Annotated in this window: 14 protein-coding genes; 6 read left to right on the top strand and 8 right to left on the bottom strand. The window is 61.5% G+C overall.

Going from position 1 to position 16,405, the window contains the following annotated elements:
* Nucleotides 1-258: 258 nt before the first annotated feature.
* Complete coding sequence (locus NE852_RS04270) at nt 259-2,211, bottom strand: acetoacetate--CoA ligase (protein WP_008523531.1); 1,953 nt, start codon at nt 2,209-2,211, stop codon at nt 259-261.
* Between the two features lie 293 nt (nt 2,212-2,504).
* Between NE852_RS04270 and NE852_RS04265 the strand changes: the two genes are divergently transcribed.
* Together NE852_RS04265 and NE852_RS04260 are read left to right on the top strand one after the other, a co-directional pair.
* Nucleotides 2,505-4,394, top strand: coding sequence for an AsmA-like C-terminal region-containing protein (locus tag NE852_RS04265; protein WP_008523532.1), 1,890 nt, complete (start codon nt 2,505-2,507; stop codon nt 4,392-4,394).
* A 96-nt stretch (nt 4,395-4,490) separates the two neighbouring features.
* The gene (locus NE852_RS04260; protein WP_008523533.1) at nt 4,491-4,709 is read left to right on the top strand and encodes a hypothetical protein; all 219 of its coding nucleotides are present in this window, start codon (nt 4,491-4,493) and stop codon (nt 4,707-4,709) included.
* Between the two features lies 1 nt (nt 4,710).
* Here NE852_RS04260 and NE852_RS04255 read toward each other — a convergent pair whose 3' ends face one another.
* The 5 genes from NE852_RS04255 to NE852_RS04235 all read right to left on the bottom strand — a co-directional run bounded on the left by NE852_RS04255 (nt 4,711) and on the right by NE852_RS04235 (nt 10,316).
* Nucleotides 4,711-5,529 carry an ABC transporter permease gene (locus tag NE852_RS04255; RefSeq protein WP_008523534.1) on the bottom strand — a complete coding sequence of 273 codons (819 nt, stop codon included), beginning with the start codon at nt 5,527-5,529 and terminating at the stop codon, nt 4,711-4,713.
* 3 nt (nt 5,530-5,532) lie between these two features.
* Nucleotides 5,533-6,444 (bottom strand): ABC transporter permease subunit, encoded by a 912-nt coding sequence (locus NE852_RS04250; protein WP_008523535.1) that lies wholly within the window; start codon nt 6,442-6,444, stop codon nt 5,533-5,535.
* Between the two features lie 4 nt (nt 6,445-6,448).
* Nucleotides 6,449-7,591, bottom strand: a complete 1,143-nt coding sequence (locus tag NE852_RS04245) for an ABC transporter ATP-binding protein (RefSeq protein WP_258156221.1) — start codon at nt 7,589-7,591, stop codon at nt 6,449-6,451.
* A gap of 91 nt (nt 7,592-7,682) precedes the next feature.
* Nucleotides 7,683-8,780 (bottom strand): polyamine ABC transporter substrate-binding protein, encoded by a 1,098-nt coding sequence (locus tag NE852_RS04240; RefSeq protein WP_008523540.1) that lies wholly within the window; start codon nt 8,778-8,780, stop codon nt 7,683-7,685.
* Between the two features lie 126 nt (nt 8,781-8,906).
* On the bottom strand, nt 8,907-10,316 hold the full coding sequence (locus NE852_RS04235; protein WP_008523542.1) for a short-chain fatty acyl-CoA regulator family protein: 1,410 nt from the start codon (nt 10,314-10,316) through the stop codon (nt 8,907-8,909).
* A 191-nt stretch (nt 10,317-10,507) separates the two neighbouring features.
* Between NE852_RS04235 and aceA the strand changes: the two genes are divergently transcribed.
* The 3 genes from aceA (at nt 10,508) to NE852_RS04220 (ending at nt 13,314) form a co-directional block, all read left to right on the top strand.
* Nucleotides 10,508-11,797 carry an isocitrate lyase gene (gene aceA / locus NE852_RS04230; RefSeq protein WP_008523544.1) on the top strand — a complete coding sequence of 430 codons (1,290 nt, stop codon included), beginning with the start codon at nt 10,508-10,510 and terminating at the stop codon, nt 11,795-11,797.
* A gap of 21 nt (nt 11,798-11,818) precedes the next feature.
* Nucleotides 11,819-12,055 carry a hypothetical protein gene (locus tag NE852_RS04225; protein ID WP_008523546.1) on the top strand — a complete coding sequence of 79 codons (237 nt, stop codon included), beginning with the start codon at nt 11,819-11,821 and terminating at the stop codon, nt 12,053-12,055.
* A gap of 155 nt (nt 12,056-12,210) precedes the next feature.
* Nucleotides 12,211-13,314, top strand: a complete 1,104-nt coding sequence (locus NE852_RS04220; protein ID WP_008523548.1) for a helix-turn-helix transcriptional regulator — start codon at nt 12,211-12,213, stop codon at nt 13,312-13,314.
* Between the two features lie 3 nt (nt 13,315-13,317).
* Here NE852_RS04220 and NE852_RS04215 read toward each other — a convergent pair whose 3' ends face one another.
* Nucleotides 13,318-14,187 carry a LysR family transcriptional regulator gene (locus tag NE852_RS04215; RefSeq protein ID WP_258156220.1) on the bottom strand — a complete coding sequence of 290 codons (870 nt, stop codon included), beginning with the start codon at nt 14,185-14,187 and terminating at the stop codon, nt 13,318-13,320.
* 89 nt (nt 14,188-14,276) lie between these two features.
* Between NE852_RS04215 and NE852_RS04210 the strand changes: the two genes are divergently transcribed.
* On the top strand, nt 14,277-14,513 hold the full coding sequence (locus NE852_RS04210; protein WP_128623500.1) for a hypothetical protein: 237 nt from the start codon (nt 14,277-14,279) through the stop codon (nt 14,511-14,513).
* Here NE852_RS04210 and NE852_RS04205 read toward each other — a convergent pair.
* Nucleotides 14,486-16,333 carry a methyl-accepting chemotaxis protein gene (locus tag NE852_RS04205; RefSeq protein WP_258156219.1) on the bottom strand — a complete coding sequence of 616 codons (1,848 nt, stop codon included), beginning with the start codon at nt 16,331-16,333 and terminating at the stop codon, nt 14,486-14,488. The genes NE852_RS04210 and NE852_RS04205 overlap by 28 nt on opposite strands.
* Nucleotides 16,334-16,405: the final 72 nt, after the last annotated feature.

Here is a 16,405-nt window from a genome sequence, read left to right as displayed (position 1 = left end):
TGGTGTGGCTAATAAGCAGCAAATTCAACGTCAGTAGGGAAACATAAAGAAAAGGCAGCCAGGAGGCTGCCTTAAAAATTGGTGCTGTTCAACAAAAGCTCAGTCGATCAACGTCATGTTGTAAGCCCGAAGGCTTCAGGCCGCCTCGTTCAAGTGCGGCCCCCAAGGTTGACTTCACATTTGACAAACCTTTCTTAACGAAAGGTTTCCATGACAGAAGATTGATAGATGGTGAAAGCTTGTAGTTTACGGTTCCTATCAATCCTTCAATTCGCTTAGTCCGGCGAAGAGCCGTAGCGCCTCGGGATTGGCGAGCGCTTCCTGGTTCTTCACCGGCCTGTTGTGAACGACCTCGCGCACGGCAAGCTCGACGATCTTGCCGGATTTGGTGCGGGGAATATCGGCAACCGCGATGACCTTTGCCGGCACATGCCGCGGCGAGGCGCCGGTGCGAATCCGTGTCTTGATCGCCTTGACGAGATCCTCGGTCAGCGTCACGCCGGGCGCCAGGCGGACGAAGAGGATGACGCGCACGTCGTCGTCCCAGTCCTGACCGATGCATAGCGCCTCGGCCACTTCCTCCATCTGCTCCACCTGATTGTAGATCTCGGCCGTGCCGATGCGCACACCGCCGGGATTGAGCGTCGCATCCGAACGGCCGTGGATGATCAGGCCGCCATGCTCGGTCCATTCGGCGAAATCGCCGTGGCACCAGACATTGTCGAATCGGTCGAAATAGGCGGCGCGATATTTGGCGCCGTCGGGATCGTTCCAGAACATCACCGGCATAGAGGGGAAGGCCTTGGTGCAGACGAGCTCGCCCTTCTCTCCCCGCACCGGATTGCCGTCATCGTTCCAGACGTCGACCGCAAGACCGAGGCCAGGTCCCTGGATCTCGCCGCGCCAGACAGGCTGCAGCGGATTGCCGAGCACGAAGCAGGAGACGATGTCGGTTCCGCCCGATATCGAGGCGAGCTGCACATCTTCCTTGATGCCCTCATAGACGAAGGTGAAACCCTCGGGCGACAGCGGCGAACCGGTTGATGTCATCAACCGGAGGCTGGAGAGATCGTGGCTGGCGCGCGGCTTCAGGCCGCCCTTGCGCACCGCGTCGATATACTTCGCCGAAGTGCCGAAGATCGCGAATTTTTCGGCCTCGGCATAGTCGAACAGCACGTTGCCGTCAGGCGCGAAGGGCGAGCCGTCGAACAGGCAGAGCGTGGCGCCGCTGGCAAGTCCGCTGACCAGCCAGTTCCACATCATCCAGCCGCAGGTGGTGAAATAGAACAGCTTCTCGCCCGCCTCCAGGCCGCAATGCAGCCGTTGCTCCTTGAGATGCTGCAGCAGCGTGCCGCCGGCCGAATGCACGATGCATTTCGGCACGCCCGTCGTTCCCGACGAGAAGAGGATGTAGAGCGGATGGGAGAAGGCAAGCCGTGTGAACTCGACTTCCCCCGACTCATAAGGTGCGACGAAAGCTTCAAGCGTCGAAGCGCCGGGCGTTTTGCCCGCCACGGCCTCGGCGTCGCCGGCATAGTGGACGATGACCGTCGGGACGCCCAGGCTCTTTGCGACCGTGGCGACCTTGGCGCCAACATCCTGCAGCTTGCCGGAATACCAATAGGCATCGCAGGCGATAAAGAGCCGGGGAGCGATCTGGCCGAAGCGGTCGAGCACGCCCTGCTCGCCGAAATCGGGAGAGCAGGACGACCATATGGCGCCGATCGAGGCGGCGGCGAGCATGGCCGCAACAGTCTCCGGCATGTTCGGCATCATGGCGGCGATGCGGTCGCCTTCAGAGATGCCTTGCGCCTTGAAGGCCTGCTGCAGTTTCGAGACGAGCGCGCGCAGCCGGTCCCACGACCAGCGGTCCTCAGCCTTGTCCTCGCCGCGAAAGATGATGGCATCGGCCTCGCCGCGGCCCGACAGCAGGTTCTCGGCAAAGTTCAGCGTCGCATCCGGAAAGAAGCGCGCCTCCAGCATGCGATCGCCGTTGACGAGTACCTCTGCACCGCGCTCTCCCTTCACGCCGCAGAAATCCCAGACGGCCGACCAGAAGCTCTCCCGCTCGGCGACCGACCATGCATGCAGATCCTCGAAGCCTGCGAGAGAAAGCCCGAAATCGGCGTTGCAGCGCTCCATGAAAGCATGGATCGGGCTTTTTGCGACGGCGGCCTCCGAGGGCACCCAAAGCGGTCTGTTATCCTGCATTTAATCCTCCTCCCAATGCCGTTCTTATATCATGCTGCATTGCATTATAAAGTGCGGAACCGCCTCGATCCGGCACCTTAAGCGGCCCTCATCAAAGGGTCCTTGATTTATGCCTATCGCTGTCCCAAATCCGCTACGCATTTTTGGGCGGTGCGGGGATGAAAATGTTACAACCTCCCTTGCGCGTCTGAAAAGACGCGCGGCACTGTAGGACATTTGCATATGCCTGATATTTCCTATATCCGGCGAAATCAGCGCATAACGGCATAACCGGCTGATGACCGGCGGAGATCATGGGTACGTCAAGACATCGCAGGTGGCGGAGGAAGATCGGACCCGTTTCGCGCTGGCTGCCGGCTTTTGCCCGTCTTTCGACCGTTTTTCTCCTGATCGCGCTCGGACTTTTCGTGGCCCTCAGGGTCGCCGCCCCCTATCTCATCTCGACCGGCTTCGTGCGCTCCGGCATCGAGGACGCGCTGTCGAAATGGACGGGCTATCATGCCGAGATCAAGGGTACCCCGGTTCTCGAATTCTGGCCGACGCCGCGCATCACGCTGAACCAGGTCACCATCCGCCAGCCGCGCGAAAACGGCGACAAGCTGCTCGGCAGCATCGAAAGCCTGTCGGCCGATTTCAGCCTGATCGATGCGCTGAGAGGGCGCGCAAGCTTCCACGAGTTTCACCTGCTGCGTCCCGGCCTTGCGCTGACGCGGGATGAAAAAGGATTGATCGACTGGAGTTATGCCGGGCTGCTTGCCCGCGCGATCAGCGGCGTACGCTACGAAAACGGTGCGGAGGTGCTCGATCCCGATCTCGATGCCGAGATCGGCGCGGTGACTGTCGAGGACGGTGCGCTTGTGGTCACCGACATCAGAACCGGCAATATCTATCATTTCGACAGCGTCACGGCCGACATCGCCTGGCCGCGACTTTCCGGTGCGATCTCGGCGGTCGTCATCGCCCGCATCAACGGGCAGGACCTGAAAGTCGATTTCGCTTCGCGCCAGCCGCTGCTCGCCTTTGCCGGCAGGAATGCCGAAACGCGGACATCGCTCACATCCAATCTGCTGACCGCACATTTCCAGGGAATTGCGAGCATCGCCAGCATTTCCGCCCTTTCCGGCAACATCACCGCCACTATTCCCGACGTGCCGGCGCTGCTGGCCTGGTCGGGCAAATCGATCCCCGGCATCGGGACGCTGAAAAGCGCCTCGGTGGAATCCGACATCATGTCGTCCGGCAGCGGGCTGCGCTTCAACAATCTCAGCCTGTCGCTCAACGACGCGAGCGCCACCGGGGTGATGGACCTTTCCACCCAAATCGGCAAACGACCGAAGATCGGCGGGACGCTCGCCTTCGACGAAATGAACCTCAAGCCGTTCCTCGATGCATTCGCGCTCAGGCTCGCCGCCGGAGAGGCAGGGGAAATCTCCGCCGGCATGAGTGAGCCGCTGCAACTGCTCGACGTCGATGTCAGGCTTTCGGCGCGACGCGCGCAGATGGGTCTTTTCGAGCTTTCCGATGTCGGCGCCAGTATGATCGTTGCCGGCGGCGAGGCGAAATTCGACATTGGCGACAGCCAGTTCGAAGGCGGTGAGATGACCGCGCATCTGGAGGCGACAAAGCGTGACTTCGACGGCGGCGGCAAGCTGCAGCTGTCGATCCGTGATGCCGACTTCGCTGCCCTTGCCGAGCGCCTGCACCTCACGGGACCGCTGCCGCTTGCGACAGGATCGCTCGATCTCGACCTGCAGTCCTCGAAGGCGATCTGGACGGCCGGTCTCGGCGACGTCACCGGCAAGCTGCATTTCTGGACCAAGGAAGGCACGATCCCCGGCATCGATGCGGGAACGTTGCGGACCCAGGCAGCCGAAAAGCCGTTCTTTCCGTTGAGCGCGGCGGCAAACGGCGCCTTCAGCTTCGACCGGCTCAACCTTCAGGCCGATTTCGCCAACGGTTCCGCCGAAATCCGCGACGCTCATATTACCGGCGCGACGCAGACGCTGACGCTTTCCGGCGTAATCACCTATCAATCGAACGGGCTGGCGCTTTCCGGATCGCTGGAAGCGACCGATCCGGCCAAGGTAGCCGAGCTGCCGCCTCTGCCGTTCTTCGTCGGCGGCTCATGGCCGAACCCGGTGATTTCACCGGTTCCGCTGCTCAACGCACCGGCGAAACCTTAATTTAGAGCCCACTGCGGTTCAGTGACCTTTCGCGGACGGTCTCTGGCCATTGAGACCGTCCGCCAGACCATGCGTTCATTAGAACGGAGGGTGCTGGTGAAGATCTTCGATGGTGACCCAGCGCTGACCGGTGAATTCGTTGATGGCCGTTTTGCCTCCAAAGCGGCCGTAACCGGAACCCTTGCCCCCGCCGAAGTGCGTCTGCGCCTCGTAAAGCGCGCCACGATTTTCAGAATTGCTTATCGCGCTTTAGGTCTCCGGTTTTCCGCAGGCCATCTTCCGAAAGCCGCTCACGCTTTTCGGCTTCATGCCTAGCCTAAGCGGTCGCCGCCGCGGCTCGCTCATCGCGCTCGCGCTGCACTTCGCGGCGCTTGGTGACGACAGATGCGCAGATGACGCCTATCGCCACGATCCCGATCAGGATGGTGCAGACCGCATTGATCTCCGGCGTCACACCGAGGCGCACCTGGCTGTAGATTCTCATCGGCAGCGTGGTGGCGCCCGGTCCCGAGGTGAAACTGGCGATCACCAGATCATCGAGCGACAGGGTGAAGGCCAGAATCCAGCCGGAAAGCACGGCAGGCGAGATGATCGGCAGGGTGATCTCGAAAAAGGTGCGCACCGGCGGCGCGCCGAGATCCTGCGCCGCTTCCTCGATGGACTGGTCGAAGCTCAACAGGCGCGACTGCACGACGACGGCGACGAAGCACATGGTCAGCGTCGTATGCGCGAGCGTGATCGTCCAGAAGCCGCGATCGAGGCCGATGGCGACGAAGAGCAGAAGCAATGACAGGCCGGTGATGACCTCCGGCATGACGAGGGGCGCGTAGACCATGCCTGAAAACAGCATGCGGCCGCGAAAGCGGGTGTAGCGCACCAGGGTGATCGCCGCCATCGTGCCGAGGATCGTCGCGAATGTCGCCGACAGCAGACCGACACGGACCGTCACCCAGGCCGCATCGAGCAGCGCCTGATTGGAGAGCAGCGAGACATACCATTTGGTCGAGAAGCCGCCCCAGACGGTGACGAGCTTCGATTCATTGAAGGAGAAGATCACCAGAAGCACGATCGGCAGATAAAGGAAGGCGAAGCCGAGCGTGACGGAGACGATATTGAAACGGGTCCATTTCAGCATGGCTTATTTCCCCCGCTCTTCGGCTTTGGCCTGGACGTTCTGGAAGAAGACGATCGGGATCACGAGTATGAGAAGCAGGATGGTCGCCACCGCCGAGGAGACCGGCCAGTCGCGATTGGAATTGAATTCGTTCCACAGCGTCTTGCCGATCATCAGCGTCTGCGAGCCGCCGAGCAGATCGGGAATGACGAATTCGCCGACGGCCGGAATGAAGACCAGCATGCAGCCGGCCACCACGCCAGGGATCGACAGCGGGAAGGTGACGCGCCAGAAGGCCTGGATCGGCGTGCAGCCAAGATCCTGCGCCGCTTCGATCAGCGTGCCGTCCATCTTTTCGAGCGCCGAATAGAGCGGCAGCACCATGAAGGGCAGATAGGAATAGACGATGCCGATATAGACGGCGGTATTGGTGTTGAGGATGATCAGCGGCGCGTCGATGAGGTGCAGCGATTGCAGCAACTGGTTGAACAGGCCCTCGGGCTTCAGGATGGCGATCCAGGCGTAGACACGGATCAGGAAGCTCGTCCAGAAGGGCAGGATGACCAGCATCACTAGCGTCGGGCGAATGTTGCGGGGCGCCTGCGCCATGCCGTAGGCGATCGGATAGGCGATCAGAAGCGTCAGGAAGGTGGAGATCGCGGCGATCACCACGCTTGAGATATAGGCTTTGAAATAGAGCGGATCGTCGGTCAGGTAGCCGTAATTGTCGAGCGAGAAGGCCGACACCTTGTCCCAGAAACCACTCAAGCCGTCGGCGAGAGCGAAGACCGGCTCGTAGGGTGGCATGGCGATCGCCGTCGCCGATAGCGAGATGCGGAAGACGATGAAGAACGGCGCCAGGAAAAAGAGCAGCAGCCAGGCATAGGGAATGATGATGACGAGGCGGTTATAGAAGCGTGAAGCGAAGGTTCCCATGGTCTCAACCCTTCAGCAGCACGCCGCTGTCCTCGTCGAAGGAGACCCAGACTTCCTGATCGTAGGTGAAGGGGTCGTCGACGGTGCGTTGTGCGTTGAGGGAAGAGGCCTTGACGACATTGCCGTTCGGCAGCCTGACGTGGAAGACCGTCATGTCGCCGAGGTAACCGATGTCCCAGAGCTCACCCTTGGCGGCATTGGTCGAAGCATTTGCGGGTGCAGCGCTCGTTACGCGGAGCTTTTCCGGGCGGATGGCAAAACCGAGCGGAGAACCGATGGCCGGTGCTTCGGCGCAAGTCGTGCGGACCGTGAAGCCGCTATCGACGGAAATCTCCACCGCGCCATTTGAGGCCGTAGTCACCTTGCCGTCGAAGATGTTCACATCACCGATGAAATCCGCAACAAAGCGGGAATTCGGCGCCTCGTAGATCTCGGCCGGCGTGGCGACCTGCACAACCTTGCCATGGCTCATGACGGCGATGCGGTCGGCCATTGTCATGGCTTCTTCCTGGTCGTGCGTGACGACGACGAAGGTCAAGCCCAGGCTTTGCTGCAGGTCCATCAGTTCGAACTGGGTTTCCTCGCGCAGCTTCTTGTCGAGCGCGCCGAGCGGCTCATCGAGCAGCAGCACCTTCGGGCGCTTGGCGAGAGAACGAGCAAGCGCGACGCGCTGGCGCTGACCGCCGGAAAGCTGGTTGGGCTTGCGGGAAGCAAACTGTTCGAGCTTGACGAGCTTCAGCATCTGCGCGACGCGCTCGGCTATCTCGTGCTTCGGCATGCCATCCTGCCTGAGGCCAAAGGCAATGTTCTTCTCGACCGTCATATGCGGGAAAAGAGCGTAGGACTGGAACATCATGTTAACAGGCCGCTTGTAGGGCGGCGTGCCCGAAAGATCGGTCCCATCGAGAATAACTTCGCCCGACGTCGGCTGTTCGAAACCGGCGAGCATGCGCAGGAGCGTGGACTTGCCGCAGCCGGATGCGCCGAGCAGCGCGAAGAACTCGCGGTGATAGATATTCAGCGACAGATCATTGACGGCGGTAAAATCGCCGAAGCGCTTGGTGACACTCTTAAAGGCAATGAACGGTTTTGCGGACGGATCGGACCAGGGTGCGAAGGCGCGGCGGATATTGCCAAGAGATTTCATATTATTCCCCGAGAATATAAGGTTTCGGCCGGCCTCCACCCGGGCCGGGAATTGAAAGGCCCGGACGTCTCCGTCCGGGCCGAAATCTTGATTACTGGCCGGTGACGACCTTGGTCCAGATTCGCGTCACCAGACGTTGCGTCTTCGGATCGAGCGGCGGCACCGTAAAGAGCTTGGCCATGATCTCCGGCGTCGGATAAATCGCCGTGTCGTCGATCACGTCCTTGTTGAGAAACTGCTGCGAGGCCTTGTTGCCGTTGGCGTAGAAGACAAAGTTGGATGCCTTGGCAGCGACTTCAGGCTTCATCATGTAGTTGATGAATGCATGCGCCTCTTCGACATGCGGCGCATCCTTCGGAATGCCGAAGACATCGAAGAAGATCTGCGCACCCTGGTTCGGAACCGAATAATCGACATTTACGCCGGCCTTTGCCTCGGCCGCGCGGTCCCGCGCCTGGAAGACGTCGCCCGAAAAGCCGAGCGCGATGCAAATATCGCCGTTGGCGAGCGCGCTGATATATTCAGAGGAGTGGAACTTGCGAACGAAGGGACGAACGGCGAGCAGCACCTCCTGCGCCTTGTTCAGGTCATCCGGCTTCTTGCTGTTCGGATCGAGGCCGAGATAGGCAAGAACGGACGGAATGACGTCTGTCGGCGAATCCAGCATATAGATGCCGCAATCCTTGAGCTTTGCAGCCTTTGCCGGATCGAAAAGCGCGTCCCAGTTCGGCTTTTCGTCCGTGCCGAGTGCGGCCTTCACCTTGTCGACGTTAAAGCCGATGCCGGTCGTGCCCCACATGTAGTCGACGGAATATTCGTTGCCCGGATCGAAGGTGGCGACACCCTTCGTCACGACGTCCCACATATTCGACAGGTTCGGCAGCTTGGACTTGTCGAGCTTCTGATAGACGCCGGCCGCGATCTGGCGCTGCATGAAGGACACTGTGGGAACGACGACGTCGTAACCCGTGCCGCCGGCAAGCAGCTTGGTTTCCAGAGTCTCGTTCGAATCGAAGGTGTCGTAGACGACCTTGATGCCGGTTTCCTTGGTGAAATCCTCGAGAATGGAACTGTCGATATAATCCGACCAGTTATAGACGTTGACCACGCGATCCTGCGCGAAGGCCGGAGCGGCGGCAAGGAGTGCCGTGACGGCGACCGCCGTCACGCTTAGGATGGTTGACCTCATGACTTCTCCTGTTTGTTCAAAGATTCCGCACCCCCGGACATCTTTTCCCTCTGGTTTTTCCCGCAGACTAAGAAGGAATTTCGCAGCCCACAAGCGCAAAATCCTGCGTCATCAACGATTTCACAATCACTGGAAGTCGAAGGCGCTGAGCCCCGCCACCATCTCGTCGAGCGCCAGCGGCCTCGTCACCGGCGGCTCGGCGCGGGAAAGGCAGCCGCGCCGCTCGCAGAGGCGACAGGCCGGGCCGATCGCCACCGGATCGAGCGCCGTCGCCTGCCCGTAGACCAGGCTCTCGCCAAGGGCCGCGTCGCAGCCGATCAGGATCGCCGTGCGCCTCACCCTTTCGCCGAATTCGACGCTCGGCCCCTCCAGAGTGCGCGCGATCGTCAGGAAGGATGCGCCATCCGGCATGACCACCGTCTCGGCAAGGATCTGGCCCGGCTGCAGGAAGGCGGCGTGAAGGTTGAGCTTCGGACAGCCGCCGCCGAAACGGGCATGCGGAAAACCCTGGGCGCCCGCCCTGCGCAGCCGATGTCCGGCGGCATCGATCTCGATCAGAAAGAAGGGGATCGCGGCCGCCCCCGGGCGTTGCAGCATGGCAAGACGCGCGGCGGCATGGCCGAAGGAAACGCCGAAGCGCGCGCGAAGAATATCGATATCGTAACGCGTCGATTTCGCCGCCGAGAGAAAAGCGTCGTAGGGCATTGCGAGCGCCAGCGCGGCGATGCGGGCAAGCTCGAAACGGGCGATACGGCGCGCCTCGGCGGAGGAAAGCGAGAGATCGTCGAGTTCGGCATTGATGGCCGGCAGCAGCGCGAGCATCGCGGTCTCAATGGCGATCTCATGCGCGCGGTCGGCCTGCGACAGGCGTTCCGAGATGAAAAGCCGCATCGAATGACGATCGAAACGCCGGCGCAGATCCGGCATGACATGGACCGGGAGCACACGCACGGCGATGCCGCGCTCGGCGCGCAGCCAGTCCTTGAGCCCGGCGGCAAGATCGGTGCCGCCGGAAAGCGTCGCGGCAAAGGCTTCGGCCGCCGTCTCCATCCGCGCGAAATAAGCGGATCGGCGCTCCAGCGCCTCGCGCGCCTCATCCAGCGGCAAACGGCCGGCAGCAACAGGCGCATGCCCTTCGGCGGCCATCAGCGCCGTCAGGTCGGAAAGCCTTGCCGCCTGCTCGCGATAGGCGCGATAGAGCTTGATCATACCGCTCGCGGCATTGGGGGCCGCCTCGGCGACCTCAACCAGTTCCTGATCGCCCGGCAATTCGCCCAACAGCAGCGGATCGGCAAAGACTTCCTTGAGCTGGTCTAGACTGCCGCCGGTCTGGTCCCGCAACTCCTCGAGGTCAACCCTGTAAACGGCCGCGAGTTTGAGCAGAAGCTGCACCGTCAGCGGCCGCTGGTTGCGCTCGATGAGGTTCAGGTAAGAGGGCGAAATTTCCAGCGCCTCGGCCATGGCGGTCTGCGTCAGCGCCAGCGCGTTGCGGATGCGCCTGACTTTCGGGCCTGCGAATATCTTGCGTTCCGCCATGTCACACCTTTGACAACGGAAGGAGGGGGATATTTACAATTTATTACAAATTCACAGCTTTCCCCTGTCAATCCTCGTCATCTTAACCCCTTTCTGGGCCGGAAATCAAAGGTTTTCCTGGCCATATCGAGGAATATTGTCAATCTTGTCATGCATCCACTTTTGCATAGGACCTCAGCGAGGAGAGCAGCATGACCGATTTTTACAAACTGGTTCCAAACGCACCGGCGAGCCGTTTTGACGGCATCGAAAGGCCCTACTCGGCCGAGGATGTGCAACGGCTCAGAGGATCGGTGGCGCTGCGCCATACGCTGGCCGAAATGGGAGCGGACCGGTTGTGGCGGCTTCTGCATCAGGAGGATTTCGTCAACGCGCTTGGCGCGCTTTCCGGCAACCAGGCCATGCAGATGGTGCGCGCCGGACTGAAGGCGATCTATCTCTCCGGATGGCAGGTGGCAGCCGACGCCAATACGGCGTCCGCCATGTATCCCGACCAATCCCTCTATCCCGCCAATGCCGGGCCGGAACTTGCCAAGCGCATCAACCGCACGCTCCAGCGCGCCGATCAGATCGAGACATCGGAAGGCCAAGGCCTTTCCGTCGACAGCTGGTTCGCGCCAATCGTCGCCGATGCGGAAGCAGGCTTCGGCGGACCGCTCAACGCCTTCGAGATCATGAAGGCCTATATCGAAGCGGGTGCGGCGGGCGTTCATTTCGAAGACCAGCTGGCCTCGGAGAAGAAATGCGGCCATCTCGGCGGCAAGGTGCTGATCCCGACGGCTGCCCATATCCGCAATCTCGACGCCGCCCGGCTTGCCGCCGACGTCATGGGTGTTGCGACGCTCGTCATCGCCCGCACCGATGCGGAAGCGGCAAAGCTCCTGACTTCCGATATCGACGAGCGCGACCAGCCCTTTGTCGATTATGATGCCGGGCGCACGGTCGAAGGCTTCTACCAGGTCAGAAACGGCATCGAACCCTGTATCGCGCGCGCCGTCGCCTACGCGTCGCATTGCGATCTGATCTGGTGCGAGACCTCAAAGCCGGATCTCGATCAGGCGCGGCGCTTTGCCGAAGGCGTGCATAAGGTCCATCCCGGCAAGCTGCTCGCCTATAATTGCTCGCCGTCCTTCAATTGGAAGAAGAACCTCGACGAGGCGACGATCGCAAAGTTCCAGCGCGAACTCGGCGCGATGGGCTACAAATTCCAGTTCATCACGCTCGCCGGCTTCCACCAGCTGAATTACGGCATGTACGAACTGGCGCGCGGCTACCGGCAGCGGCAGATGTCAGCCTATTCCGAGCTGCAGCAGGCGGAATTCGCCGCCGAGGTCAACGGCTACACCGCCACCAAACATCAGCGCGAGGTCGGCACCGGCTATTTCGACGCCGTGTCTCTCGCCATCACCGGTGGCCGGTCTTCGACCACGGCAATGCATGATTCCACCGAACATGCGCAGTTCAAACCGGCTGCGGAATAACCCGAAGAGGAGGAGAAGACCATGGCATCCATCGCACGCGTCAGAGAACGGGCCGAGGAACAGGCAAGCAGCATGAGCGAGGATCAGCAGACGACGATCCGCATGCTCGCCAACGACCTGCACCGGCTGAACCAATCAGTCATGAAAGCCGTCGAGGCCGGCGTCTCGGTGGAGCTGGTGCGCTCAGCCCGCCATCACGGCGGCGACGGTAACTGGGGCGATCTGCTCATTCCTGTCGTCGTTACCCATCGACATTGACGAAAGACGGCCGACGGCGTCGGCCGTTCTTCGGTCAGAGTGCCCGCGCGTCGCAGGAGATGCGCGGGCGTCCTGCTATCCCGCAGTCACATTTGCCGCAATTGTCACCGCCGCGAAGTCGAGCCATAATGGGCCATCTTCGAACGGAATTGCCAATGTCCGGCGCCCCGCATCCCAGACTCGAAGCCTTGACCGATCTGATCTACGCCGCGCTCTTCGGCGAGACGACATGGCAGGCTTTTCTCGATGCGCTGAACGAGACAATGCCGGACGCGAAATCCACGTTGTTCTTCCATGATTCCATCGCGCGCACCGGCGGTCTTTCTCTCGCCTCCGGCATTCAGGATGCGGAAGTCGATGCCTATAACCGCTACTATGCGAGGATCAATCCCTGGATGCCCAAGGCTGCCGTCCGGCCGGTCGGCCTTGGCGTCATCGCCGAACAGATGCTGCCGCGCAGCGATCTCCTCAAGACCGAATTCTACAACGACTACATCCGAGCGATCGGCTGCGAAAGCAGCGTCGGCGTCACCATCATGCGGGAGAACGGCCGGTCCTTCAACCTGTCGACCCTGACCTCCTCGGCCGATCCCGAGCGCAATCGGGCGAATGCCGACCTGCTGAGCGATCTCGCGCCGCATCTCAAACGCGCCTTCGATTTCATTCGGCGCGATCGTCGCGATTATGAGAACGATGAAATCGGACTGGCGCTCTTCGATGCCATCGGCGTCGGCATCGTTTATCTCCGCGAAGACCGGCAGATCCGCTCGTTCAACAAGGCCGCGGAACGCATGCTTGCCGAGGGTGTCGGGCTCGGCATCAGCGGGTCCGGGCGGATCGTCATCGGCGATGCTGCGCTGGGCGCCCAGCTCGACATGCTGAACCACCATCATGTGTCGGCGAGCACGCCGCCTTCGTCGATGCTCGTCAAGACGAAAGACGGCAGCGTCAAATGCACTGTCGTCAGGCTGCAATCCGATTTCATCACCGCCTTCCTGGAAGGACCGACGATAGCGCTCATCATCGAGCGGACAGGCCCGGCGCTGAGGGCAGATATCAATGAAACGCTGGCGCGCAACAAACAGCTGACGGCGGCCGAGATGCGCATCGCCTCTGCGATCGCCGACGGGCTTTCGCTGCGGGAGGCGGCCACGACACATGACGTCAGCTATGAGACGGCCCGCTCGCACCTCAAAAACATCTACTCCAAGCTCGGGGTCAACAGCCAGGTGGCGCTGGTGCGCCGGCTGATGCCTTAAATCCTAAGCACGACTCGGCCGTTTGCCAGCGAAGAGATCGGCATAACTCCTGATGAGCTTGGTCATGCGGTCGGCGACCGTCCGGATTTCCGGACGATGACGGTCCTCGGCATTCATGACGATCCATTGCCGGTGGCGCAATTCCGGCAGCTCGCCGCCCTGCCGCTGCAATTCCGGATGGAGATCGCCGACGAAGCAGGGAAGTATGGTCTTGCCGGCGCCGGCGCGCACCAGATCCGGCAGCGAACGCGGCCGGTTGACCGTAGCGATGATCCCTGCCGCGGCGTTTGCGTGCGGCCAGCGCAGATAGGCCGATATCGCCTCCTCCTCGGCGACCGCAATCCAGCGCTCGTCGGCCTCGGCGGCATTGCGCCTGGCATAGACCGCGTAGGCCACCTCTCCGAGCAGACGGGCCGCTAGATTGGCCTCCTCCGGCTCGAAGGCGCGAATGCCGATATCGCTCTCGCGATAGGCAAGACTTGCACGCGCCTCGCCGATGGTGAGTGAAATGGCGAACGTGTCACCCGGCATGCGGATCGCGGCGAAATTCTCCGTCAGCAGCCATGCGACCCAGGTGCCGGCGGCGATCCTGACGGTCGCGCCGCCCTCGCCGGATTGCCGCCACGCCTCCACCTTGCGGGCGGCGGCTTCCATCTCCTGAAGATGATCGAGCAGCGCCTGACCGTCCTGCGTCAGGCGATATCCGGTCTGGCTGCGCGAAAACAGCGCACGGCCGATCTCCTGCTCGAGATCGAGCATCCGCCGGCCGACGGTCGCGGGGCTCAATCCGCTTGCGCTACTTGCCCCGGTTAAGCCGCCGAGCCGCGCGACCTGCAGGAAGAGCTGATAGGAATCCCAATTCGCGTTTTTCATTGATGAAAAACATAGTGGGTTTCTGCCCGTTTATGAAGAGAAATTCGATGCCTAGATCAGTGATGCCTTCTACAGGAAAGGACATCACCATGATCGACATCATCACCATAGCCGGCATCCAAGGATTTCGGCACTACCATCCGCGACGCGGCTGCAAAACGGACGAGGACAAGTTCTATGCCGAGTTTGGAAACAGCCGCCTCATTCGCTTCGGTGGCTGGCTAGCGTCCCTTGATCTCGGTCTGGGAAGGCGAGGCAAAGCCGAGGCGCAATCCCCCAGTAGCTGTAACTGCGGGGCTCACGCGGCTTTTCTGCTTCCGAGATGAGAAGGGGCGGAACCGGCGACGATGCGGAAGCGCTCGATCAGCGTCATCAGCGTATCGGCCTCGCCGGCGAGCAGGCGGCTTGCCTGCGTCGTCTCGGCGACCATCGAGGCGTTCTTCTGGGTCATCTGGTCCATGGCGTTGACCGAGCCGTTGACCTCCTGCAATGCTGCCGATTGATCCCGGCTGGCGGTGGCGATGGTCTCGACATGGCCGCTGATCGCGATGATCTCATGGCTGATCGAGGCAAGGACGCTGCCGGTCTTCTGGACCAGCTCTGAACCTGCGGTCACCTCGCGGCCCGAGGTTTCGATGAGCGACTTGATCTCACGCGCGGCGTCGGCCGAACGCTGGGCGAGTTCGCGAACCTCCTGGGCGACGACGGCAAAGCCCTTGCCCGCCTCGCCCGCGCGTGCAGCCTCGATACCGGCGTTCAGCGCCAGGAGATTGGTTTGGAAAGCGATGTCGTCGATGACCTCGATGATCTGCTCGATGCGCTGCGAAGCTTGTTCGATACGCTCCATGGCAGCGACGGCATCGCCGACCACGGCGCCGGAATTGTCGGCCGTACGTTTGGTCGCGGCCACCACATTGTTCGCCTCACGGGCACGTTCCGCGGACGAGCGCACCGTCACGGTGATCTCTTCAACGGCGGCCGCGGTCTCTTCGAGGCTGGCGGCCTGTGCCTCGGTGCGCTTGGAAAGCTCGCCGGCAGAGGTGGAGACGGCACTGCTGTTGCGCTGGATCGTCGAGGCGCTGTCGCGAATAGCGGTGAGCGTATCCTGCAGCCGCAGGAGGGATGCATTGAAATCGACGCGTAACTGCTCGAGCCTGCCGACGAAGGGTGTGCCGATCGTCTGCGAGACATCGCCCTGCGACAGGCGCCCGAGGCCGGCCGCAAGCTGGTTAACGGCAAAATCGATCTGGCTGTCGAGCGAGCGCTTGTCGGCATCGTTCCTGGCGCGTTCTGCATCGCTCGAAGCACGCTGTTCGGCCGCCTGCGTCTCCAGGTCGCGCCGCGCGCGGGCGCTGTCACGGAAAAGCGCCAGGGCCCGGCCGATGTCGCCGAATTCATTCTTCTTCCCGACACAGGGGATCGCTCCCTCCAGATCGCCCGAGGAAATCGAGTGGACGCTCGCGGTCAGCGCCTGCAAGGGTTTCACCGACCGACGGATCGCATAGAAGGCGAGAACGCCGACGATGAGCATGACGACGAGGCCGGCGCCGAGAACCAGCATCTGCAGCCGATCCATGTGCTGGTAATAGACCTCCATCGGAATACCGATGAAGAGAATGCCGACATTGGCGCTTGATGCGCTCTTGACGGGGAAATAGCCGGTCATGAACTTGCGGCCGAACAGGTCTGCCGGACCATAGTAAGCCTCGCCCCTGGCGAGAACCGGTTGGGCGGGATGATCGGCTGCAAGCTTCGTGCCGACGGCGCGGTCGCCGTTTTCCTTCTTGACGTTTGTGGAGATGCGGACGTAGTCGCCGCCCTGCTTCTGGAAGATGGTCGCAACACCCGCGATCGACTGCGCAGTCCGATCGACCAGCGAATGATCGGCAAGTGTTGGAATGGCGTCTTCCGTGATCGTGGAGAGCTGGTTCTCCTTCAGCTCGATCCTCGCAGCCTGATCGGCAGCCCCATAGAGGACGGCCATGGCGCGGGTGGCGTCCTTCGCGTCGGAGACGGCCCCATCCATGACATAGCGGCTGAGATTGTAGTAGGTCACGCCAACGATGGCGGCCGTGCTGATCGCCAGCAGAAACAGCGTGATCGCAACGATCTGGCGTACGATCGACGAAGAGAAAAGGCGCAGCATCAAAACCCCCGGGAGATAAACCGAGGTTAAATTAGACGAAAAGCGTTAAGGAAAACGTTCCGTAAACATGGC

Origin of the sequence: Rhizobium sp. Pop5 (assembly GCF_024721175.1) — a bacterium.
Taxonomy (GTDB): Bacteria; Pseudomonadota; Alphaproteobacteria; order Rhizobiales; family Rhizobiaceae; genus Rhizobium.
This window is presented reverse-complemented; position numbering and strand designations above follow the sequence as displayed.